General features: G+C 63.5%; 21 protein-coding genes. 16 read left to right on the top strand and 5 right to left on the bottom strand.

Going from position 1 to position 22,818, the window contains the following annotated elements:
- Positions 1 to 10 precede the first annotated feature (10 nt).
- A complete protein-coding gene (locus O987_RS03485; protein WP_043370853.1) occupies positions 11 to 2,638 on the bottom strand; it encodes a chemotaxis protein CheW in 2,628 nt (875 codons plus the stop codon).
- Between the two features lie 259 nt (positions 2,639 to 2,897).
- On the opposite strand from O987_RS03485, the gene groES reads away from it, so the two are divergent.
- Both groES and groL read left to right on the top strand, forming a co-directional pair.
- Entirely contained in the window at positions 2,898 to 3,188 is a 291-nt protein-coding gene (groES, locus tag O987_RS03480; protein ID WP_003058782.1) for a co-chaperone GroES, read from the top strand.
- Between the two features lie 92 nt (positions 3,189 to 3,280).
- A complete protein-coding gene (gene groL / locus O987_RS03475; protein ID WP_019043013.1) occupies positions 3,281 to 4,924 on the top strand; it encodes a chaperonin GroEL in 1,644 nt (547 codons plus the stop codon).
- Positions 4,925 to 5,087: 163 nt separating this feature from the next.
- On the opposite strand, the gene O987_RS03470 is transcribed toward groL, so the two are convergent.
- Both O987_RS03470 and O987_RS03465 read right to left on the bottom strand, forming a co-directional pair.
- Positions 5,088 to 6,257: a porin gene (locus O987_RS03470; RefSeq protein ID WP_019043012.1), complete on the bottom strand. Its 1,170-nt coding sequence runs from the start codon at positions 6,255 to 6,257 to the stop codon at positions 5,088 to 5,090.
- A 229-nt stretch (positions 6,258 to 6,486) separates the two neighbouring features.
- Positions 6,487 to 7,542: a porin gene (locus tag O987_RS03465; protein ID WP_043370852.1), complete on the bottom strand. Its 1,056-nt coding sequence runs from the start codon at positions 7,540 to 7,542 to the stop codon at positions 6,487 to 6,489.
- 329 nt (positions 7,543 to 7,871) lie between these two features.
- Here O987_RS03465 and coq7 point away from each other — a divergent pair, with 329 nt between their 5' ends.
- Complete coding sequence (gene coq7 / locus O987_RS03460) at positions 7,872 to 8,489, top strand: 2-polyprenyl-3-methyl-6-methoxy-1,4-benzoquinone monooxygenase (protein ID WP_019043010.1); 618 nt, start codon at positions 7,872 to 7,874, stop codon at positions 8,487 to 8,489.
- A gap of 79 nt (positions 8,490 to 8,568) precedes the next feature.
- Here coq7 and O987_RS03455 read toward each other — a convergent pair whose 3' ends face one another.
- Positions 8,569 to 9,021, bottom strand: a complete 453-nt coding sequence (locus O987_RS03455; protein WP_019043009.1) for an OsmC family protein — start codon at positions 9,019 to 9,021, stop codon at positions 8,569 to 8,571.
- Between the two features lie 383 nt (positions 9,022 to 9,404).
- On the opposite strand from O987_RS03455, the gene ilvA reads away from it, so the two are divergent.
- The 3 genes from ilvA to O987_RS03440 all read left to right on the top strand — a co-directional run bounded on the left by ilvA (position 9,405) and on the right by O987_RS03440 (position 12,768).
- The gene (gene ilvA, locus O987_RS03450) at positions 9,405 to 10,958 is read left to right on the top strand and encodes a threonine ammonia-lyase, biosynthetic (RefSeq protein WP_019043008.1); all 1,554 of its coding nucleotides are present in this window, start codon (positions 9,405 to 9,407) and stop codon (positions 10,956 to 10,958) included.
- 104 nt (positions 10,959 to 11,062) lie between these two features.
- Positions 11,063 to 11,890: an adenosylcobinamide-GDP ribazoletransferase gene (locus O987_RS03445; RefSeq protein WP_043376057.1), complete on the top strand. Its 828-nt coding sequence runs from the start codon at positions 11,063 to 11,065 to the stop codon at positions 11,888 to 11,890.
- 314 nt (positions 11,891 to 12,204) lie between these two features.
- Entirely contained in the window at positions 12,205 to 12,768 is a 564-nt protein-coding gene (locus tag O987_RS03440) for a histidine phosphatase family protein (protein ID WP_019043006.1), read from the top strand.
- On the opposite strand, the gene O987_RS03435 is transcribed toward O987_RS03440, so the two are convergent.
- Positions 12,761 to 13,231 (bottom strand): general secretion pathway protein GspC, encoded by a 471-nt coding sequence (locus tag O987_RS03435; RefSeq protein ID WP_043370850.1) that lies wholly within the window; start codon positions 13,229 to 13,231, stop codon positions 12,761 to 12,763. The two genes, O987_RS03440 and O987_RS03435, sit on opposite strands and share 8 nt — an antisense overlap.
- Positions 13,232 to 13,277: 46 nt before the next feature.
- Here O987_RS03435 and gspG point away from each other — a divergent pair, with 46 nt between their 5' ends.
- From gspG to O987_RS03385, 10 genes are all read left to right on the top strand, one after another.
- Complete coding sequence (gspG, locus tag O987_RS03430; RefSeq protein WP_043003586.1) at positions 13,278 to 13,730, top strand: type II secretion system major pseudopilin GspG; 453 nt, start codon at positions 13,278 to 13,280, stop codon at positions 13,728 to 13,730.
- A gap of 119 nt (positions 13,731 to 13,849) precedes the next feature.
- A complete protein-coding gene (locus O987_RS03425) occupies positions 13,850 to 14,290 on the top strand; it encodes a prepilin-type N-terminal cleavage/methylation domain-containing protein (protein WP_043370849.1) in 441 nt (146 codons plus the stop codon).
- Positions 14,287 to 14,652, top strand: a complete 366-nt coding sequence (gene gspI / locus O987_RS03420; RefSeq protein ID WP_043370848.1) for a type II secretion system minor pseudopilin GspI — start codon at positions 14,287 to 14,289, stop codon at positions 14,650 to 14,652. The genes O987_RS03425 and gspI overlap by 4 nt, the downstream gene beginning before the upstream one ends.
- A gap of 3 nt (positions 14,653 to 14,655) precedes the next feature.
- The gene (locus O987_RS03415) at positions 14,656 to 15,348 is read left to right on the top strand and encodes a PulJ/GspJ family protein (protein WP_080731434.1); all 693 of its coding nucleotides are present in this window, start codon (positions 14,656 to 14,658) and stop codon (positions 15,346 to 15,348) included.
- Positions 15,345 to 16,400, top strand: a complete 1,056-nt coding sequence (gspK, locus tag O987_RS03410) for a type II secretion system minor pseudopilin GspK (protein WP_235214240.1) — start codon at positions 15,345 to 15,347, stop codon at positions 16,398 to 16,400. The genes O987_RS03415 and gspK overlap by 4 nt, the downstream gene beginning before the upstream one ends.
- A 45-nt stretch (positions 16,401 to 16,445) precedes the next feature.
- Positions 16,446 to 17,672 (top strand): type II secretion system protein GspL, encoded by a 1,227-nt coding sequence (gene gspL / locus O987_RS03405; protein ID WP_019042759.1) that lies wholly within the window; start codon positions 16,446 to 16,448, stop codon positions 17,670 to 17,672.
- Positions 17,669 to 18,211 carry a type II secretion system protein GspM gene (gspM, locus tag O987_RS03400; RefSeq protein ID WP_043370846.1) on the top strand — a complete coding sequence of 181 codons (543 nt, stop codon included), beginning with the start codon at positions 17,669 to 17,671 and terminating at the stop codon, positions 18,209 to 18,211. Before gspL ends, gspM begins: the two co-directional genes overlap by 4 nt.
- Before the next feature lie 9 nt (positions 18,212 to 18,220).
- On the top strand, positions 18,221 to 19,051 hold the full coding sequence (gene gspN / locus O987_RS03395) for a type II secretion system protein N (RefSeq protein WP_051962110.1): 831 nt from the start codon (positions 18,221 to 18,223) through the stop codon (positions 19,049 to 19,051).
- Positions 19,052 to 19,054: 3 nt separating this feature from the next.
- Positions 19,055 to 21,436 (top strand): type II secretion system secretin GspD, encoded by a 2,382-nt coding sequence (gene gspD / locus O987_RS03390; RefSeq protein WP_043370845.1) that lies wholly within the window; start codon positions 19,055 to 19,057, stop codon positions 21,434 to 21,436.
- 13 nt (positions 21,437 to 21,449) lie between these two features.
- Positions 21,450 to 22,811, top strand: a complete 1,362-nt coding sequence (locus O987_RS03385) for a GspE/PulE family protein (RefSeq protein ID WP_043370842.1) — start codon at positions 21,450 to 21,452, stop codon at positions 22,809 to 22,811.
- The last annotated feature ends 7 nt before the right edge of the window (positions 22,812 to 22,818 follow it).

The raw sequence follows: 22,818 nt of genomic DNA, 5'->3' as shown, positions 1-22,818 counted from the left end.
CCCGGCCCTTTCAGCCCCCAGCAGCCTGCTCCGCCGGCAGCGGTGCCTTGAGCATGCGCACCAAGGCCGTCACGTTCAGGCATTGGATGAGCAGATCTCCGTCATTGGCACGGATCAAGCGGTCAACCAGCTGATCTGCCGCACCCGCCATTGCAGGGGCCAGTCGCAACTGCCCGCTCTCGAAGCGCACCACACCTTCGAGATCGCTGACCAGCACGCCCAGCTTGAGCCCCTGGTGCTCCAGCACGATCACCTGGCTTTGCGCCGTCCTGGTCACGGGCTTGCCAAAGAGCAGCGCTCCCAGATCGAAGACCCAGACATAGCCGGCCACGACTGCCTGGCTGCGCCGCGCCAGCGTTCCCACGCAGTGCGGCAAGCGACCGGCCGAAACGGGAGCGATGGCCGAGGCACTCTGAGCCTCGAGCACGCAGGCCGCATCGACGGCAAGCACGCTGCGCCCCACAAAAAAAGTCGCCATCTCCATGCCCAATGCGCTGCCCTGACTGGCCGCCGCCAGGCCTTGCACCCTGGTATTGCGGCGACCTACAGCCGCCAGCGCATCGTCCTGCACGGCACCAAAAGCCTGCACGGACAGCGCAAGCACCTCTTCGCGATAGCCGTCGCTGCGCTTGAACTCCCGGTAGCCGCTGCCCGCTGTGATCGCCACCACGCAGTACTGACCTTGGTACACCATGGCACGGGCCAAGCTCTGGCCTGGCGCCAAGGCCAGCATCTGCGGCGGCAGCTCCAGCCGCATGCCCGGCTGCAGATGCACATCCGAGGACGACATGACCATGCCCGATCGGTTCAGGTAAGCCACCTGTCTGTTGGTTGCGCCTCCTGCCTGCACGCCGGTCACACCTTCCAGCATGGCCTTGAACTCACGCTGTGCATGAAACACCAGGCCAATCCCGCCCAGCACCATCCCGTCGGCATTGCGTATGGCCGCGTGATAGACATAGGTCGGGCCGTCATTCTCGTGCTGCACGCAGGGCCGCCATGGCGACACGTGATAGTCCTGGGTCCCTGCCAGCGCCAGGACCTGGTGCAGGCTGTCCGCCTCTATATGGCTGCCCAGCAGCTCCTGACTCTCTGCCTGCCCTCTATGGCTGACGGCCACGACTTTGCCGCGGGCGTCATAGACCATGATTTGCTGGTAGACCGTATAGAGATCGTGAATGCCGGTAAGCAACCCGCACACCTCGCTCACCAGATCACCGGCCCTCTCCCCCAAGGCAAGGGCCTCCAGCAATTCGGACAGCTGCGGCGTCAGTGCCCACCAGCGGCAGTCGTTGGCGCGCTCGTAGAGATTTCGATCCAGCAGATCCACCAGCAGACTCGTCAGCAGGCTGTTGTCCCGCAGTGCGGTATTGAGCACCGTGCCATAGAGCGCATCAATGGATTGAGAGAAGACCTCGTTCGTCCGCGCCCCCGTCTCGCCAATCTGCTCCAGCACGGCTTGCAGCCGCGTGTTGTCCATCTGCTTGCCTGCCGTCATCACCCGCCCGTTCCAGACCACACGGCGTATGGTGTCCGCCGCGCTGTGGATGGCGTGCAGGGGCGGGCAGAAACGGTGCGCATGCGCCAGCAGGCCCTGGGCCACCGCGGCATCCAGCCCATCCAGGCCCGCTTGCGACTGAAGACCGAAGGCCAGCTCCAGCGGGGTCATGATCTGCGCCCGCCAGCCCTGGGGGCCCATATAGCCTTGATAGCCTGCCGATGCCGCAGACTGCACCAGATAGGTGCGCCCTCCATACACATGCAGCGCGCTTGCACCATCACGGTGAGGCCGCACATTCGCACCCACACCAATCCAGTGCAGATCGCTGCTGGCCAGCACCTGGCCCTGCTCATCCAGCAGCAGGGCAATGCTGGTCTGCGCTTCTGGTGCGCCACTGTCGTCAATCTGGTCGCGTCCGCTCCAGATGCCTTGCATCTCGCCGTCGAAGTCGAAGCACAGGCACAGCACGCCCATGGCTTGCCGGTTGATCGGGTCCAGCATGCGATGCGCATAGATCAGACCGCTGTCATGGCCCGGCAGCAGGTCGGTGGCACCAAAGCTCTGCACAAAGCCCGGGCTTTGCAGCGCACGGGCAATCAACGCATCCCGGCATGGCTGATCTGTGGCCAGACTCCTCTCGCGAGCACTCGCTCGCACCCGGCCTTCGGCATCCAGCAGCAGAATGTCCGCATAGACCGTGTATTTGCTCCGGTAGGCCTGCAGACGCTGGGTAATGGCTGCCTCATCGCCATCCAGCCCTGCCATGAAACCGCACAGAACGGCGTCGGTCGCCAGAAACCCCACATCGGCCGTGCGCTCGTAGAGATTGCGCACCAGGGTATCGATCAGATGCTGTGCCTGACTGGACAGCCCTGCCGTCACTCCAGCCACCGCCTGCAAGACCATGGAGCGCACCAGATCCTGCTCCAGCCGCTCGAAGCCGCCACGCGTGGCGGCCATCATGGGCAACAAGGCCTGTGCTTCCTGAGGGCAATTCATCTTGGCGGAGGACTCTATGAGCCGCCACATCAGATTCAGCTCCCTGAGCGAACTCTCGCAGCGCCCGACCTGGCGCATATGAGGAATGAAGACGTCTGTCTGCAGCAGATCCTGGGCGCGCTGCGCCGGGGCAGTCATGGTTTCTAGAGGCATGTTCTGGCAGAGCAAAAGCCAGGCCTATTTGTAAAAACACGTTACACATGACCCAGAACAAACCCTGCTCCTTGAGCAATTTGCCCTCTGATCGGCTGGGGAGAGGTCTTGAAAGCTCGGGAAATTGCCTTATTATTAGCACTCGATGGGGTTGAGTGCTAACAGCTTGACCCTAGATATCCGAATGTCAGCCGGATGGCTGGCAAGTCTTGTTTCAACTTTGTTGATGTATTTAGGAGTTGGTATGAACCTGCGTCCCCTGCACGATCGCGTGATCGTCAAGCGCCTCGAAAACGAAACCAAGACAGCCTCGGGCATCGTGCTCCCTGATGCTGCCACCGAGAAGCCTGACCAGGGCGAAGTGCTGGCTGTAGGTCCCGGCAAGCGCAATGACAAGGGCGAACTGATCGCCCTGAACGTGAAGGTCGGCGACCGCGTTCTGTTCGGCAAGTACTCTGGCCAAACCGTGAAGATCCACGGCGACGAGCTGCTGGTCATGAAGGAAGACGACCTGTTCGCAGTCGTCGAGAAGTAATCCTTCCCGAACACCTCCCCTATTCATAGCTGCCGGCGATTGATTGATAAGCGCCGGCAGAACAATTGAACCCCATTCTTTAGGAGCCAAAAATGGCAGCAAAAGACGTAGTTTTCGGCGGTGAAGCACGTGCACGCATGGTTGAAGGCGTGAACATCCTGGCTAACGCAGTCAAGGTTACCCTGGGCCCCAAGGGTCGCAATGTGGTGCTGGAGCGCTCCTTCGGCGCCCCCACCGTGACCAAGGACGGCGTGTCCGTGGCCAAGGAAATCGAACTCAAGGACAAGCTGCAGAACATGGGCGCCCAGCTCGTGAAGGAAGTGGCCTCCAAGACCAACGACATCGCTGGTGACGGCACGACCACCGCTACCGTGCTGGCCCAGGCCATCGTGCGCGAAGGCTCCAAGTACGTGGCTTCCGGCCTGAACCCCATGGATCTGAAGCGCGGCATCGACAAGGCTGTCGCCGCCCTGGTGGAAGAGCTGAAGAAGCAATCCAAGGCCACCACCACCTCCAAGGAAATCGCCCAGGTCGGCTCGATTTCCGCCAACTCCGACGAATCCGTGGGCAAGATCATTGCCGACGCGATGGACAAGGTCGGCAAGGAAGGCGTGATCACGGTTGAAGAAGGCAAGTCGCTGGACAACGAGCTCGACGTCGTCGAAGGCATGCAGTTCGACCGCGGCTACCTGTCGCCCTACTTCATCAACAACCCCGAAAAGCAAGCCGCTGTTCTCGACAACCCCTTCGTGCTGCTGTTCGACAAGAAGATCAGCAACATCCGCGACCTGCTGCCCACACTGGAAGCTGTGGCCAAGGCCGGCCGTCCTCTGCTGATCATTGCCGAAGACGTCGAAGGCGAAGCCCTGGCGACTCTGGTGGTCAACACCATCCGCGGCATCCTGAAGGTTGTGGCTGTGAAGGCACCTGGCTTCGGCGACCGCCGCAAGGCCATGCTGGAAGACATCGCCATCCTGACTGGCGGCAAGGTCATCGCTGAAGAAGTGGGCCTGTCGCTGGAAAAGGTGACCCTGGAAGACCTGGGCCAAGCCCAACGCGTCGAAATCGGCAAGGAAAACACCACCATCATCGACGGTGCTGGCCAAGCTGCTGAAATCGAAGCCCGCGTCAAGCAAATCCGCGCCCAGATCGAAGAAGCGACCAGCGACTACGACCGTGAAAAGCTGCAAGAGCGCGTGGCCAAGCTGGCCGGCGGTGTTGCCGTGATCAAGGTTGGCGCTGCCACCGAAGTCGAAATGAAGGAAAAGAAGGCCCGCGTGGAAGACGCCCTGCACGCTACCCGCGCTGCTGTGGAAGAAGGCATCGTGGCCGGCGGTGGCGTGGCCCTGCTGCGCGCCAAGCAAGCCGTTGGTGCCCTGGCTACCGGCAATGCCGAACAAGACGCCGGCATCAAGCTGGTGCTCAAGGCTATCGAAGCCCCTCTGCGCGAAATCGTGGCCAACGCCGGTGGCGAGCCTTCGGTGGTCGTGAACGCCGTGCTGAACGGCTCCGGCAACTACGGCTTCAACGCTGCCAACGACAGCTACGGCGACATGCTGGAAATGGGTATCCTGGATCCCACCAAGGTGACTCGCACTGCTCTGCAGAATGCTGCTTCCGTGGCTTCCCTGCTGTTGACCACCGAGTGCATGATCGCTGAAGCCCCCAAGGCTGACGCAGCTCCTGCCATGCCCGACATGGGCGGCATGGGTGGCATGGGCGGCATGGGCATGTAATTGCTCTGCTGCTACCGGATGGTCTGCACCATCCGGTTATGCGCAAAAGGAAAAGGCCGCATCTGCGGCCTTTTCCTTTTGTGTCGCGCTTCACGAGCTGCTCGGCTCCGAGAACAAAAAAGCCAGCCCGATATCGGCTGGCTTTTGTATCCGAAGGTTCGCCTCAGAAGCGATGACGCAGACCGATGGTGATGCCGGTACGCTTTTTCGCGCCATTGGCATCAAGCATCACGCCCGCACCGCCCTTGGTCTTGGTGTGGTCCACCGCGAAATAGGCATCGGTACGCTTGGAGAAGGCGTAGTCGGCCACGGCAACGATAAAGTCAGCCTTGCCGTTGAAGGCGCCAGTCGCCGATCCCGATTGCTTGGCATGGTAGTAATGCATGCCGGCATTGAGCTGTGGCGTGACCTGGTAGCCAAAGCCCACCTTGAACATCTCACGCTTGTTGGCAAAGTTGCCAGGGGCATTGCCCGCGATAAAGCCACCGTTGGACGAACCTGTCCAATATGCGTTGAGCAAGCCAGCATCAAAAATCGCACCCGCGCCCGCAGCCCCCAGACTATCCTTGACCTTGTTCTGGCCGTAGCCTGCCATCAGATAAAGAGGCCCGGTGCGATAGGAGCCGCCCAGCGTCCAGGCATCCACATCGGTGCCGGCCGGCAAGGTCGAGCGCTGGAAAGCGCCACCCACAGAAATGCCGTTGGCAGAATAACGCAGATAGCCGCCTGCGGTCTTCAATGCCAGACCGCCCGGGGTCATATCCACTCCAGCCCCTTTCTTCGCAAAGGTATTGCTCTCGTCAAACGAGTACTGCAAGCCCGCACGAACAGGGCCAAATTCGGCCACGTACTTGAGCATATTGTTTGCACGCGCGCCCAGAGACATGCCGATTTCAGGCTTGTAGGCGTCCATATATGGGGAATATGGGAACGATGCGTAGGTGGAGGTCACCAGATCGAACAACACGTTGTATTGGCGACCCATGGTCAGCTGGCCGAAGCTGGTGCTGCGCAAGCCCACCCAGGACTGGGCGAAATAAGGCTGTGCGGTGCTGGGAGTGCCGGAATCCGTCCAGAAACGATTTTCCAGATTGGCAATCGCCGACAGGCCGCCGCCCAGATCTTCCTTGATATTGATACCCCAGCGGCTCTCGGACATGCCGCCACCAATCATTTTGGTCAGACCGCTTTTATTCGCTCCCTCATTATTCGTATGGCGAATTGCCGCATCCACAATGCCATATAGCTGAACGCTGCTTTGTGCATATGCCAGAGTTCCCATGGTTCCCAGCACAGCCAAGGCCAATGTTTTTTTCACAAATGAAGCTGCCATTGTGTTGCCTCTCTCTTAATTCAATTCGCAAACAGTTGGTGGAAAATTCATTCTAGAAATGCTTTCCTCAACCGCGCGAGCATTGGCACAAGCGCAACACAGGCCTTTCCCTCTGGGGGCAAACCTCTCAGCAATCACCCTTTAAGGTCTAACCCGGAAAAACAAAAAAGGCCTGTCTTTCGACAGGCCTTTGGCTTTTAAACAGTTACTGGCTTACACCAGCAATTGATTAGAAAGCGTGGCGGATACCCACTTGCACGCCAGCTTGGTTGCGGCCGGAACCGTCAGCCTTCAGGCCAGGATCCACGCTCACGCCCTTGGCTTGCAGACCCAGTGCGGAACCGTCTTGGTTCTTCAGGTAAGCAACAGTGCCGTACACAGCAGTGCGCTTGGACAGGTTGTGCACATAGCCCAGCGACAGTTGGTGAGCCTTAGCAGGACCTTCTTGGTCGTAGTAAGCGTACTGAGCCTTCACTTCGCCCACGCCACCCACGGGAGCGGACACGCCCAGCAGGTAGTTACGGAACTTGGCGCTGGAGCCAGCATCGGGCTTGTACTTGATTTGCTGAACGTTACCCACAACCTTGGCCACGCCGAAGTTGTAAGAAGCGCCAATGGACATTTCGTCACGGTCGCCGGCAGCACCCTTCAGGTTGCCATAAGCAGCAGTCACGCTCAGGGGGCCGTTGTCATAGCCAACGTTACCACCGGCGTAGCGGCCACCCTTAGTACCAGCAACAGCCTTCTCGTCGAAAGCGTAGCTCACGTTAGCGGTGAAGCCGCTGAAGTTGGGCGAAGAGTAGGACACCATGTTGTTGGCACGGATGGTGTTGGCGTCAGCACCGAAAGCACCGCCAGCAGTCGACCAGGCCTTGAAGCCCATGTTTTGGCCGATACCGGTAGCGCCGAACAGGTCATACTTCAGACCAGCACGGAAAGTGGGGGTGGTTTCACGACCCAGGCGAACTTCACCGAAGTTGCCGGACAGACGCACTGTGGATTCGCGCTTGAAGTCGAAACCGGAAGCATTGCCGTTGTCACCGAAGATTTCGCCTTCCAGCCAGAAGCCAGCCTTCAGACCGCCACCCAGGTCTTCAGTACCGCGCAGGCCCAGACGGCTGGTTGCGTTACCGCTGCTGTGCACGCCGTACTTGGCGTCGCTGCCGGAGGCGTTGTCCACGTAGGAAACGCCAGTGTCAACGATACCGAACAGAGTCACGGAAGATTGAGCCATTGCGGCGCCGGAAGCGGCCAGCACTGCCAGGGCGATCAGAGATTTTTTCATTACGAGTTACTCCAAGGTTTAGAAGGGCGCCGGTTCTATGGGAGAGAGACTTGAGCCTCGAGCTCCACCGGTTTCCCGCGCCAACCTCCTGGTGGGGAAGTTGGGTCTATTGCACCAGACCCCCGAGCCCAGCGCAAAGGAATTCACCCAAAACTGCTCGATTCGGCGCGTTTTCGTTGCACCACCGCAACAAACTCCGGACCGCACTAGCGGGCACACCCTTAGGGGTTTCAGCCTAGCATTGCCCCAGCGCAAGTTGCGGATGAATCACTCTGGTGTACCTTATGTGCATTGACGCCACACGGGCGCCGCACTGAGCTCTTTTCACCATGGACAAGTTTCTGACCGCTGCCGATGCAGCTCTTCGCACTCTGTTTGCCGACCCGGTTGCCTCCGAGCGTTCGCCCGCTGCAGGAATCGCCGAAGCCGATTTGAGCGATGAGCAGCGCAGGCTCTCTGCAGCCTTGATGCGCGTCAACCATGTGGGCGAGGTGTGTGCCCAGGCCCTGTACAACGCCCAGGCCATGGTCACCAAGGACATGGAGCTGCGCGAGCATCTGCTGCACGCCGCACGCGAGGAAATGGACCACCTGGCATGGACCCGGGAACGCCTGCATGCCCTGGGTGGCAGGCCTTCGCTGCTGAACCCGCTGTGGTTTGCGGGCGCTTTTGCCATCGGCACGATTGCCGCCAAGTTCAGCGATGCCGCCAGCCTGGGTTTTGTGGTCGAGACCGAAAACCAGGTCTCCGCCCACCTGGGCAGCCATCTGGGCCGCCTGCCCGAGGAGGACGAGGCGTCGCGTGCCGTGGTCGAGCGCATGAAGGATGACGAGGAACGTCATGCCGCTGCAGCGATCGATGAAGGTGCGATGCAACTGCCCCCGGTTGCCCAGGGACTGATGCGTGTGGCGGCCAAAGTCATGACGATTACCGCGCACCGCATCTGACCCATCACACGGAGGCAGGCCTTTGTTCAACAAAAAAAACGGGCCTTAGCGGCCCGTTTTTTGTGATCGTGAGTGCGCCTCAGGCTTCGACGATGTCGAAACCCGTCGTGATTTCGGCGGTCTTGCCCAGCATGATGGTGGCCGAGCAGTATTTGTCGTGGCTCATGGCGATGGCACGCTCGACGGCACCGGCCGGCAGGTTCTTGCCGCTGACCGTGAACTGCATGTGGATCCTGGTGAACACCTTGGGGTCGGTCTCGGCGCGCTCGGAAGTCAGCTGCACGCTGCAGCCCTTCACATCGTGGCGGCCACGCTTGAGGATGAGCACCACGTCGTAGGCCGTGCAGCCGCCGGCGCCGGCCAGCAGCATCTCCATGGGGCGCGGAGCCTGATTGCGACCGCCGTTGGCCGGATTCTTCTCGTCCGGTGCGCCGTCCATATTGACCACATGGCCGCTGCCGGTCTCTGCCACAAAACCCATGCCCGAGCGCGTTCCGGTGGCCGCGCCTGTCCAACTAACCGTGCATTCCATTGTTTTTCCTCTCGAAACTGTTGCAATTTTGCATCAAATACATAAAAACCCGAATCTTTTGATGCACAGAAAACACAAGCCTCATACAATACAACCCAAGCGTTACCTGTGAGGTCAAACCCGCAGGCAGACTGCAGATTACTGGTTAACACCGATCTGTATCGCACCCTTTGTCTCCTCCACCTCCTCTAATGGTGGATTCAGCCCCTAGCTCTTGAGCTAGGGGCTTTTTTTCGTGCCTGCTCCCCGCGTTTCTCAGAGCAGCAGCATGCACCTCTTGAGCGAGTACTGCAGCGCAGCAAGCAAGCGCCTATCATGGTCGGCTTCCATGCACCCGGCAGGCTGACTACCCTGGCTCCGGTGCTCTGCTTTCGATTTGCACCATGACTCAAGCCCTGACCCCTGCCGATTATCTGACTCGCATCCTCAATGCACGCGTCTATGACGTGGCCGTGGAGTCGGATCTGGACATTGCCAAGAATCTCAGCCGCCGCCTGCACAACAAAGTGCTTCTGAAGCGCGAGGACCAGCAGCCCGTGTTCAGCTTCAAGTTGCGCGGCGCCTATAACAAGATGGCCAATCTGACGGCCGAGCAGCTGCAAAAGGGCGTGATCTGCGCCAGCGCGGGCAACCATGCCCAGGGCACGGCGATGAGCGCCAAGAAGCTGGGCTGCCGCGCCGTGATCGTGATGCCCACCACCACGCCCCAAGTGAAGATCGATGCCGTGATCGCGCTGGGCGGCGAGGCGGTGCTGGCCGGAGAAAGTTACTCGGACGCCTACAAGCACGCCGTCAAGCTGCAAAAGTCCGAGGGTCTGACCTTTGTCCACCCCTTTGACGACCCCGATGTGATTGCCGGCCAGGGCACCATCGCCATGGAGTTGCTGCGCCAGCTGCAAAAGCTGGGCAGCCAGCGTCTGGATGCCATCTTCGTGCCGATCGGCGGCGGCGGCCTGATTGCCGGCATTGCCAACTACATCAAGGCCGTGCGCCCCGAGGTGAAGGTGATCGGCGTGCATACCAAGGACTCGAACGCCATGATGCAGTCCGTGCAGGCGGGAGAGCGCGTGGAGCTGGCCGATGTGGGCCTGTTCGCCGACGGCACGGCCGTGAAGCTGGTGGGGGCGGAAACCTTCCGCGTCACCCAGGGCCTGGTCGATGACTATGTGACCGTGGACACCGATGCCGTCTGCGCCGCCATCAAGGACATCTTCACCGACACCCGCTCCATCGTCGAGCCCTCGGGCGCCCTGGGCGTGGCAGCCATCAAGCAGTACGTGGCCAGGCACAAGACCAAGGGCGAAACCTACGCCGCCATACTGAGCGGCGCCAATATGAACTTCGACCGCCTGCGCTTCGTAGCCGAGCGTGCCGAGGTCGGCGAGGAGCGCGAAGCCCTGTTCGCCGTCACCATCCCCGAAGAGCGCGGTAGCTTCAAGCATTTCTGCGAGGTGGTGGGCAAGCTGCCCGGCGGCCCGCGCAACGTGACCGAGTTCAACTACCGCATCAGCCACGACAGCAAGGCCCATGTGTTCGTGGGCCTGACCACGCCGACCCGGGGCGAGTCCGAGAAGATCTGCAAGAACTTCCAGAAGAACGGCTTCGAGGCGCTGGACCTGACCTTTGACGAGATGGCCAAGGAGCATCTGCGCCATATGGTGGGCGGCCACTCGCCGCTGGCCCAGGACGAGCGCCTGCTGCGCTTTGTCTTCCCAGAACGTCCCGGCGCGCTGTTCAAGTTCCTGAGCCTGATGGCGCCGACCTGGAATATCTCGCTGTTCCACTACCGCAACCAGGGCGCCGACTACGGCCGCATTCTGGTGGGCATGCAAGTACCGGCCAAGGACCACAAGAAGTTCGACAGCTTCCTCAAGAACCTCGGCTACCCCTGGGTAGAGGAAACCGGCAATCCTGCGTACCAGTTGTTCCTGAAGTAAAAAACAGGAGCTACTACCGCTTTCCCAGCATGAGTTTCAGATAAAAAAGACCCTGAAATCCATGAATATCAAGCGTGATCAGCTCCTTTTTTATTCGCAACACCATGCAAGCCCTGCGCCACTATCTGCTGGCCGTCCAGTTCTTCAGCCGCATCCCCGTGGCCGGACGTCTGGCGGCCTGGGTGGGCTGGAGCCCCGAGATGCAGCGTGCCAGCGCCGCACATCTGCCTGGCGTGGGCTGGCTGGTGGGCCTGTGGGCCGCGCTGCTGCTGGGAGCCCTGCTCTGGCTGCTGCCGGCAAGTCCCTGGTCGCCGCTGGCGGCGGCGCTCATCAGTACCGCCGGCACCTTGTGGCTGACCGGCGGTTTCCATGAAGACGGCCTGGCCGACGTTGCCGACGGGCTCGGCGGCCTGGTGCCAGCCGAGCGCGCGCTGGAGATCATGAAGGACTCCCGCATCGGTGCCTATGGCGTGATGGCGCTGCTCATGGCCCTGCTGACCAAGGTCGTGCTGATCGCCCTGCTGCTATCCGTCATGCAGCCGTTCCGGGGACCGGTGCCGGTGCTCATCCTCGTGTGCTGCATTCATGTGCTGTCACGCTTTGCGCCGCTGGTGCTGATGCACAGCCTGCCCCATGTCGGCCTGGCCGCGAGCAGCAAGACCCTGCATATCGCGGGCAGACAACTGGGCTGGCAAGGGCTGCTGACCGGCGGCCTCTGGTGCCTGCCGGCACTGGGCCTGCTGGGCTGGCTCGGCGTCTGGAGCTTTGTGCCCAGCCTGCTGGCGGCCATGCTGCTCACCACCTGGCTGCTGCAGCGCTGGCTGCGCAAGCGTCTGGGCGGCATGACGGGCGACTGCCTGGGCGCCTGCCAGCAGCTCAATGAGCTGGCCCTGCTGCTGACCAGCTGCATCTATCTGCGCCAGTTGCTTTAGAACGTGTTTACGATCTCCTCGCGCCGCGACAGAGGCTTTGCGGGATAGGATGCCAGGGGGCGTCCCCCCGCGCGCGATACCGCAGCCATAGCGGTGCTGTTGCGAGGATTCGCGCGGCCGGCGAGGCAACGCCGCAGACCGCCCCTGACCGGGCGCCCGCAAAGCCACTGTCCCGCAGGGTTGGAGCGAAATCGGGCGATTTCTGCGTGCTGTCTCTTGCTTGCACCCCGGTGCAAGCGGCGAGCCATCACTTCGAACTCATCCCGATTGCGCTCCAACGCGGCTGCGTAGAGATCGCAAACAAGTTCTGAGGCATGAAAACACTATGGCTGGTGCGCCACGCGCGCCCCTTGATCGACACCGAGCGCTGTTACGGCCGCCTCGATATCGCCGCCGATGCACAAGCCACCAGGCAGGCTGCACAGGACTTGCTGCGATCTCTGCGACCCCTGCATGGCCAGTTGCAGATCTGCCATTCGCCGCTGCAGAGATGCAGACAGCTGGCGTTGGATCTGCAGGCACTGGAGCCCGATTTCGCCTCCAGCGCCGACGGCAGATTGCTGGAGATGGATTTCGGCCATTGGGAAGGCATGCGCTGGAATGACATCGGCGAAGGCGCCATCAGTGCCTGGGCGCAGGATCTGGCGCTGCACGCGCCCGGCGACGGCGAATCCCTGGCAGACATGCTGCAGCGCGTTCACGAAGCGCTGCAAGACGCCGCCGCCGGCGACAGCGCACATATGGTGTGGATCTGCCACGCAGGCGTTGCGCGCTGCGCGCAATGGCTGCTGCAGCATGGCCGCCAGCTGCCGCAAAGCCATGAATGGACCTTGCCGGCGCCCGCCTATGGGCAGTGGCTGCGGCTCGAACTCAGTTGAATGACGCCATGGGCGGCCTGGGCAATTGCAGCACCGTGCTGGTCGGCCCGTTGGCGGGACCCAGTCGCGCTTCGCGCGCCGCCAGAGATTGCAGAATCACGCCCTCCTCCACGGCTTCACCCACGCGCACGGCCTTGCTGCCCTTGCCTTCCACGGCAATCACGGCGGCGCCGCCACCGGTTTCATGCCCGGCCAGAACCCCGAGCAGCGCATAGCGGCTGGCCACGGGTGCAGCCACGGCAGCGACAGGCTCGGCGACCGCTCCCAAAGCCTTGGCCATGGCCTGGGCATTGGCCTGTACCGGCTGCGCTGGCAGGACCGAAGGTAACTGCTCACTGGCGCTGCCAACGAACCGGAGTGTCCAGAAAACCAGCACCGCAGCGGCAATCGCCCACAGCAGCAGGGTGGTGAGCTTGACCTGCATGGGGATGCCTTGACCTGGATTGAAAGATTGCGTTCGCATTCGACGATTATGATGGTGCAATACTGCATTTTTCCTACAGTTCCCAATGAGCACCAACTGCCGCCACCCGCTGTCTGCTATTCGCCACGCCGCATCGCGCGGCTTTACCCTGATCGAATTGATGGTGGTGCTGGTCATCATTGGCGTGCTGGCAGCCCTCATCGTGCCCAATGTACTGGACCGTGCCGACGATGCCCGCGTGACCGCCGCCAAGACCGATATCGCCAATATCAACCAGGCGCTCAAACTCTACCGTCTGGACAACCAGCGCTACCCCACGGCCGAACAGGGTCTGCAGGCGCTGGTGGTCAAGCCCACCACCGGACCGGCTCCGCAGAACTGGAAGCCCTATCTGGAAAAGCTGCCCAACGATCCCTGGGGCAATCCCTATCAATACCTGAACCCCGGCGTGAAGGGCCCCATCGACATCATGTCCCTGGGCGCTGACGGCAAGGCCGGCGGCGAAGGCAAGGATGCGGATATCGGCTCCTGGCAATAGCAATGAGCCCCCAAGGTGCCCTGACCGGCTAAAGCCGAGTTTCGCCTTGGGGCTGCCCGGCGGCGAAACGTCCTCCGTCTAACCCGCTTCACATCAGCAATTCGGCCGCTCACTCCTTCATGGCTCACCTCAAACACGCCGGATTTACCTTGCTGGAGTTGCTGGTGGTGATTTCCATCATGGCGCTGGCAACGGCCGGCGTGAGCCTGGCCATCCGCGACAGCGGCGAGCAGCAGCTCGAGCGCGAAGCCCAGCGCCTGGCCACGCTGCTGGAGTCGGCCCGCGCCCAGGCCCGCACCAATGGCACGCTGGTGGTCTGGCGTCCGCTGCCGCAAGGCTTTCGCTTCGAAGGCCTGCCGGCCAACGTCAAGATGCCCACGCAATGGCTGCAGACAGCCGTGCTGGTGCAACCCGCCACGCCCGTGGTGCTGGGGCCTGAGCCGCTGATTCCAAGGCAGAGCATCACGCTGTCGCTGCCTGGCAGCAACTCGGCGCCGCTGCAACTGGCCACCGACGGGCTGCGCCCTTTCAGCATTCAAAGCCCGCAGGTGGCGCCATGAAACCCGCCCTGCAGCAACGCGGCTTCACGCTGATCGAGGTACTGGTCGCGGTCGGCATTGTCGGCGTCACCCTGCTGGCCGGCCTTCAGGCCAGCAGCGCGCTGACGCGCAATGCCCAGCGCCAGTCCGACGTCATCCTGGCCCAGCTCTGCGCGCAAAACGAGCTGGTGCGACTGCGGCTGTTCAATCAGATGCCGGCAGTCGGCGACTCCACCATCAACTGCCAGCAGGCCGGCAGACAGATGCAGGTACAGCTCAGCGTTCGCCCCACGCCCAATCCCAGCTTCAGGCGCGTGGATGCCCAGGTGTTTTCCGAAGCGGCTGCGGTGCTGCGCGTCTCCACCATCGTCGGTCGCTACTGAATCATGAGCAGCATGCGCAACAGAAACAAGGGTTTCACGCTGATCGAGCTGCTGGTCGCCCTGGCCGCCATGGCCCTGCTGTCCATCATGAGCTGGCGCGGCATCGACGGCATGCTGCGCGCGCAGGAGGTGACGCGCGAGCAGGGCGAGCAGCACGCTGTCATGCAGACCGTGCTGGCCCAGTGGAATGCCGACCTCAACGCACTGATGCCGCTGCAGGGGCGCCAGGTACTGGACTGGGATGGCCAAGTGCTGCGCCTGACGCGCAAGACCAGCGCCGCCGTCGACAACGGGGCGCTCGTCGTGGCCTGGAGCCGGCGCAATGTGGACGGCCGCTCACAATGGGTGCGCTGGCAATCGCTGCCCGCACGCACGGTCAGCGAATGGAACGATGCCTGGAACCAGGCAGGCCAATGGGGCCGCAATCCCTCCAGCGACCAGATGCGCCGCGAAACCGTGCTGATACCGCTCGATCTCTGGCGTGTCTACTACTACCGCAGCAACGCCTGGACCAACCCGCAATCCAGCGATCAGGGCGGCGATGACGGCAGCAGCGTTGGCAGCGACGGCAATCCCGTGCTGCCCACGGTGCCCGACGGCATACGCATCGAGCTGACCCTGCCGCCCGGCCGCGCGCTCAACGGCGTGATGACGGTGGACTGGGTCAACCCGCTGCGCTCCAATTCACGATCATGAAATCCCCCCTGAGTCGCTTCGCGCCTTCCCCCCAGGGGGACAACCCCATCGCTGCGGGGCGGCCCTTGCTCGGGGTTTGCGGCTTGGGGCGCACGCGCCAGCGCGGTGCAGCGCTGCTGGCGGCCATGCTGACCGTGGTGCTGGTCGCCACCCTGGCCTCGGCCGCACTCTGGCAGCAATGGCGCGATGTGGAAATCGAGACCGCCGAACGCAATCGCGTGCAGGCCAACTGGTTGCTGCTGGGCGCGCTGGACTGGTCGCGCGTGGTGCTGCAGGAGGACTCGCGTGCCAACCGCAGCAACCCGGTCGATCATCTGGGCGAGCCCTGGGCCGTGCCGCTGCAGGAAGCGCGCCTGTCCACATTCCTGGCCGCAAAGAACAATGTCAGCCAGGTGGACGACGGTCTTGCCGACGTGCAGGACGCCTTTCTGTCGGGCGAAATCGTGGATCTGCAGTCGCGCCTGAATCTGCGCAATCTGCTCAGCGGTGCCGATTCGAGCGTGAAGGAGGAAAACCTCAAGCCTTTTCTGCGCCTGTTCGAGCGCCTGGGACTGCCCGGCAGCTCCGCCATGCAGATCGCCACGGCCTTGCAGCAAGCCATGCGCGGCAAGAGCCAGGCTGCGCCGCTGATGCCGCGCACGGTCGGGCAGCTGGGCTGGCTGGGCGTCGATCCGCGCATCATCGCGCGCATCGAGCCCTATGTGTCGCTGCTGCCCGAGCGCACCCTGGTCAATATCAACACCGCCAGCGCCGAGGTCATCTGGGCCAGCACCGAGGATCTGGACTGGGCTCGCGCCAACCAGCTGGTGCAGCTGCGCGACGCCTCACCTTTCAAGTCCCTGAGTGCCGCAGCGGCGGCCATAGGACTGACCGGCGTCTTCAACAGTGCCACGCACTCCGTGACCACCGGCTATTTCGAAGCCCGTGGCCGCCTTCGCCTCGGGGACAACGTCCTGAGCCAGCGCTCACTGATTCAGCGCAAGGACATGAGCGTCAACACCTTGTGGCAGGAGCATGCCGACTGGGGGATGCCCTCTGTTGCCAGACACTGACACCCCGATGTCACACTGACCCCATAGAATGCTCCATCTTCCCTCATGAGCACATTGCTAATACAGCTGTCGGCGAAGCCCGCCAACTTCGCCACGGAATATCTCTACGTCCTCAGCGATGATGGTCAAAGCGTTCAGCGCAGCGGCCAGGCTGCGGTGTCTCTGCTGCCGGCCACGGGCCGCACCACCCAGGTCACCGCCGTCATCCCGGCCGCTCAGCTGTCCTGGCACAGCGTCACCCTGCCCCCGGGCCTGAACGTCCAAGGCCGGCGCCAGCAGCGCCTGCGCGCCGTGCTTGAAGGTCTGCTGGAGGAAAGGCTGCTCGACGAGCCGTCCACCATGCATCTGGCACTTGACGCCGGCTCCGCCGCAGGCCAGACCTGCTGGGTGGCAGCCTGCGACAAGAGCTGGCTGCAATCCCATCTGCAGGCGCTGGAACACCAGGGCCATGCCGTCAGCCGCCTGGTGCCCGAGCAGTGGCCCAGCAGCCATCCGCAGCTGTTGCTGTCGGGCGACAGCCTGCAGCCCCAGCTCAGCGCCACCGGACTGGATGCACAGGCCGGGCTCGCGATCCTTCCTCAGCACGCGGATCCCATCGTGCTGCAATCCCTGCTGGCGCGCCTGCCCGAGCAGCTGCCGGTGCTGGCCGAGCCCCATCTGGCCCGCAGCGCGGAAGCGCTGCAGCGCCCGGTCAGCATCTTCACCGCCGCCCAGCGACTGCTGCAAAGCCATGGCTATGCCGGCGACCTGGCCCAGTTCGATCTGGACCTGGGCGGCAGCACCCGCGCCAAGCGGCGCCTGCTCGATGCCTGGCACGGCTTTGCCAAGGCCCCGCAATGGCGCGCCGCGCGCTGGGCTGCAGGCATTGCAGTCGCCGCCCAGTTGGTCGGGCTCAACGCCTGGGCCTTCAAGGAAAACCGCGCCATCGCACTGCGCCAGCAGCAGGCCAAGCAGGTGCTGCAGACTGCCTTCCCGCATGTGCCCGTGGTCATCGATGCCCCGGTACAGATGCAGCGCGAACTGGATCTGCTGCGCAGCAACTCCGGCACCCTGTCCGCCGGTGATCTCGAAGCACTGCTGGCCGCCAGTGCCGGCATCCAGGGCGTGCAGAACGCCAAGAGCCTGCAATACCAGGACAGGCAGCTGCGCATCTCGGGGCTGGACCTGAGCCCCGAAGCGCTGAGCGACGCGCAGCAAAGCCTGCAGGCCAACGGCTATCTGCTGCGGCGCGAAGAGGCGGAGCTGGTTCTCACTGCAAAGGCTCAGCCATGAAGCAGAAAAATGCCTTGAAAACCGCGCTGGCGCCGCTGCTCCAGCGCTGGAGCACCCTGGCTCAGCGCGAACAGAATCTGTTGCTGCTCGCCGCCAGCGTGGTGCTGCTGGCCCTGCTCTGGTGGGTGGCGCTGGCACCGGCGCTGCACAGCCTGCGCACGGCCCCGGCACGCCATGCGGCAGCGGAGCTAGAACTGCAGAACATGCTGCAGATGCAGGCCCAGGCCGAGCTGCTGCGTCAGCAGCCGCAAGGCAATAGCGCCGATGCACGCTCTCAGCTGGAGCAGTCGCTCAAGACCGAGCTGGGCAACAGCGCCCGGCTGCAGTGGCTGGGCAACCGCGCCCAGGTCAGCCTGACCCAGACCGCCGCGCCGGCCCTGGCCCGATGGCTGGCCCAGGTGCGCGACAACAGCCATGCTTCGGTGGCCGAGATGAAGCTCAACCGCACCCTCGGTGAAACCGCCGACGACGCGGCCATCACCCGCTGGAGCGGCACTCTGCTGCTCGACCTGCCCGGCAACGCGGGCGGGCAGAACTGAATCCAGGCCATGAAACTGTCCCGGTCACGCCCCGCCAGCCAAGCCCTGCGCAGACCACGCGAGGCGGGCGATCCGCGTTCGCCGCGCCGCTGGGCAGTGGGCGGTGCCTTGCTGGGCGCGCTGCTGACGCTGCTGGTCCAGGCTCCGGCAGCCTGGCTGGCGGCCGGCGTGCAATCGGTCACGGACAACCAGGTACTGCTGCAGGAGCCGCGCGGCACGCTCTGGCGTGGCTCGGCCCGACTGGTGCTGACCGGCGGCAAGGACAGCCAGGACCAGAGCAGCTTGCCCACGCGCCTGAACTGGACACTGCGACCCAGCCTGAGCGGCGCCAGCATCAGCCTGCAAAGCGATTGCTGCACCAGCACCCCGATGCTGGCGCAGCTGCAGCCGGGCTGGAACGCCATGACGGTGCGCTTCAAGGACAGCGTTCTGCAACTGCCCGCCGACATGCTGGCCGGCCTTGGCACGCCCTGGAACACCGTGGCCCTGCAGGGCCAGTTGCGCCTGTCCACCGTCGGGCTGACACTGCAATATCGCGCCGGTCGGGCTACCAGCCAGGGCCTGACGCGGCTGGAAGCATTGGCCGTATCGTCCAGACTGTCGTCGCTCAGGCCCCTGGGCAGCTATCGTCTCGACATCCAGGGCGGAGACAATGCCCAGCTGAATCTGACCACGCTGGGCGGCGACCTGCAGCTCAGCGGCCAGGGCCATTGGGTGGGCTCGCGCCTGCACTTCAGGGGCGAAGCCTCTGCCAGCCCCGAGCGCGAAGCCGCTCTGTCGAATTTGCTCAATATCTTGGGGCGCCGCCAGGGTGCGCGCTCCATCATCACCTTTGGTTGACCCATGACTCAGCATTCACGCACCGCCTGGCAAAACACACTGCATTCGATAGCTGTTGCCTCGCTTGCCGTCTGCATTTCAGCACCAATTCATGCTCAAACCCAGAGCGGACAAGCGAATGCCACCCCTAGTCTGCGACCAGGCGAGCCGGTCACGCTGAACTTCACCAATGCCGACATCGAAGCCGTGTCGCGCGCCATGGCCGCCATCACCAATCGCAATGTGGTGGTGGATCCGCGCGTCAAGGGCCAGATCACGCTGCTGACCGACAAGGCCGTCTCGCCGGCCACGGCCTACCAGCAATATCTGGCGGCGCTGCGCATGCAGGGCTTCACGGTGACGGAGTCGGCGGGTCTGTTCAAGGTGATTCCCGAGGCCGATGCCAAGCTGCAGGCCAGCGAGGTCGCCATCGGCCAGGGCGCACGCGGCAGCCAGGGCGGCGGACAGATCGTCACGCAGATCTTCAAGCTCAACTACGAGAACGCCAACAATCTGGTGCCCGTGCTGCGGCCGCTGATCAGCCCCAACAACACCATCAATGTCAACCCCGGCAACAACTCGCTGATCATCACCGACTACGCGGACAATCTGCAGCGCATCTCGCGCATCATCGCCAGCACCGATGTCTCCAACGCCACCGATGTGGAAGTCATCTCGCTGCGCCATGCCGTGGCTGCCGACATGGTGGCTCTGGTCAATCGCCTGATGGAGGGTGGCTCGGCCACCGCCGGCGGCGTGGTCCAGGCCGGAGCCGGCGCGGCCGCTGGCCAGGCGGATACCAGTTTCCGCACCTCGATACTGGCCGAGCCGCGCAGCAACTCGGTACTGGTCCGCGCCGCCAACCCCGCCAAGCTGTCGCAGATCCGCTCGCTGATCGCGCGACTGGACCAGCCTGCCATGACGGGCAATGGCGACGACGGCAACATCCATGTGGTGTATCTCAAGAACGCCGACGCGGTGTCCCTGGCCGCCACGCTGCGCGCCGCCATCAACGCCCAGACCAGCGCCAGCACCACCCTGGGCGGCCAGCAGGGCATGACGGCAGCGGCCGGCTCGAACACGAATGCTGCCACCAGCGCCCAGCCCGTGATTTCCCGCGGCACGGACGGCAGTGCCACCGTGGGCCTGGGCGGCGGCAACAGCGGCCCCAGCTCCCGCTTCGGCACCGCCCAGCAACCGTCCACGGGCGGCATGATCCAGGCCGACCCCACGACCAACTCGCTGATCATCACGGCCCCCGGCCCGCTGTACCGCCAGTTGCGCACCGTCATCGACAAGCTCGACGGCCGCCGCGCCCAGGTGCTGATCGAAGCGCTGATCGTCGAAGTCTCCGCCGACAAGGCCGCCCAGCTGGGCGTGCAGTGGAGCTCGGTGATCCGCAACAACGGCCGCGTGCTGGGCGTGCTCGGCAACGGCACCTCCATCAGCGGCATCTCCAACATCTTCGGCCTGTCGGGTGCCGTGGGCAATCTGGTCAACGGCACGGCCCTCACCGACAGCCAGGCCTCGGCCATCGGCAGCATGAAGGGCATGAACCTGGGCTTCACCCAGAGCGTCAACGGCAACACCAGCCTGGGTGCCCTGGTCAATCTGATGCAGGGCGACGGCGACACGAATATTCTGTCCACGCCCAATCTGATGACGCTGGACAACGAGGAAGCCAGCATCATGGTGGGCGAGAACGTCCCCTTCCCCACGGGCTCCTACACCAACACCGCAGGCACCTCGGGCTCGGTCAATCCATTCACCACCTATGAGCGCAAGGACGTGGGTACGCTGCTCAAGATTCGTCCGCAGATCAACGAGAACGGCACCATCAAGATGGCCGTCTACCAGGAGAACTCTGCGGTCAAGCAGGGAACGGCGAATGCACAGTCCGGCGCCACCACCACCAAGCGCTCCATCGAGTCGAATGTGCTGGTCGAGGACGGCGCCATCGTGGTGCTGGGCGGCCTGATTGCCGACGAATACAGCCAGAGCCAGGAGCGCGTGCCGCTGCTGGGCGACATTCCCCTGCTGGGCAATCTGTTCCGCAACACCAGCCGCGCGCGCAAGAAGACCAATCTGATGGTGTTTCTGCGCCCCACCGTGCTGCGTGACGCCAACTCCACCAGCCAGCTCTCGCAGGACCGCTATGAGTCGATTCGCGGCATGCAGCAAACCGTGCAGCCCGACCCCAATCTGCTGATGCGCAATGTCAATGCCGCGCCTTTGCTGCCCGCCTCCAGCGGCGCCGCGCCGGCTCGCGCGGCCAATGTGCTCATCGTGCCCGGCGCCAAGCCCGAGATCGTGGATTTCACGCGTCCCGGCCAGCCGACGGTGGACGGCCAGCCAGTGACCGTGACGCCTGTGACGCCCGCCACCCTGCCTGCGGGCACCCTGTAAGCGAAGGCCACGCATGCGCTATCCACTGCCTTATGGCTTTGCCCGCAGCAGCCAGCTGCTGATCGAGGATGACGGCCAGGAACCCGTGCTCTGGCATGGTCCGCAGCCCGACTGGGCGGCCATCTCCGAAGTGCAGCGCAAACACGCGGTGCAGCGTTGGCAGCTACTGGACAGCGGCGCACTGGCCCACCGCATCAGCGCGGCCTATGCGCAAAGCGACTCCAGCGCCGCCATGGTAGTCAGCGAGGTCGAGTCCGATGCCGATCTGACACGCATGATGCAGGACCTGCCAGCCGTGGAAGACTTGCTGGAAACCGCCGACGACGCGCCCATCATCCGCATGCTCAACGCTCTGCTCACGCAGGCGGCACGCGACGGTGCGTCGGACATCCACATCGAACCCTACGAGCGCCATTCCAGCGTGCGCTTTCGCGTGGACGGCGATCTGCGCGAGGTGGTACAGCCCAACCGAGCCCTGCACGCCGCCCTGATCAGCCGCCTGAAGATCATGGCCGACCTGGACATTGCCGAGAAGCGTCTGCCCCAGGACGGGCGCATCAGCCTGCGCCTGGGCACGCGCGCCATTGACGTGCGCGTCTCCACCCTGCCCAGTGCCCACGGCGAGCGCGCCGTGCTGCGTCTGCTGGACAAGAGCGAGAGCAAGCTCAGCCTGGAAGCCGTGGGCATGGGCGGCGAGACGCTCAGGCGCTTCACCCATCTCACGGCGCAGCCGCACGGCATCGTGCTGGTCACCGGCCCCACGGGCTCGGGCAAGACCACCACGCTCTATGCCGCTCTGCAGCGCATGGATGCCAGCCACAGCAACATCATGACGGTGGAAGACCCCATCGAATATGAGCTCGCCGGCGTGGGCCAGACCCAGGTCAATGCCAAGATCGAGCTGACCTTTGCCAAGGCCTTGCGCGCCCTGCTGCGTCAGGACCCGGACGTGATCATGATCGGCGAAATCCGCGACTTCGAAACCGCGCAGATCGCCATCCAGGCTTCGCTCACCGGCCACCTGGTGCTGGCCACGCTGCACACCAATGACGCGCCCAGCGCCGTAACCCGCCTGATCGACATGGGAGTCGAGCCTTTTCTGCTGTCGTCCTCGCTGCTGGGAGTGCTGGCACAGCGCCTGGTGCGCAAGGTCGACCTGAGCGAGCCCAGTGGCTACCGGGGCCGGACCGGCATCTTCGAGCTGCTGGCGGTGGACGACGCCATTCGCGCCCAGATCCATCGCGGCGCCAGCGAGGCCGAGATTCGCGAGACTGCCATGGCGGCAGGCATGCAGCTGATGCGCGAGGATGGCGAACGCCTGGTGCGCGAAGGCATCACCACCCAGGCCGAGGTCATGCGCGTCACGCGGGACTGAGCGGCCC

The sequence above is a fragment of the Comamonas testosteroni TK102 genome, from assembly GCF_000739375.1.
In the GTDB taxonomy this organism is placed as follows: Bacteria; Pseudomonadota; Gammaproteobacteria; order Burkholderiales; family Burkholderiaceae_C; genus Comamonas; species Comamonas brasiliensis.
The sequence above is the reverse complement of the archived record's forward strand: the minus strand, read 5'-3'. Positions and strand labels throughout refer to the sequence as shown.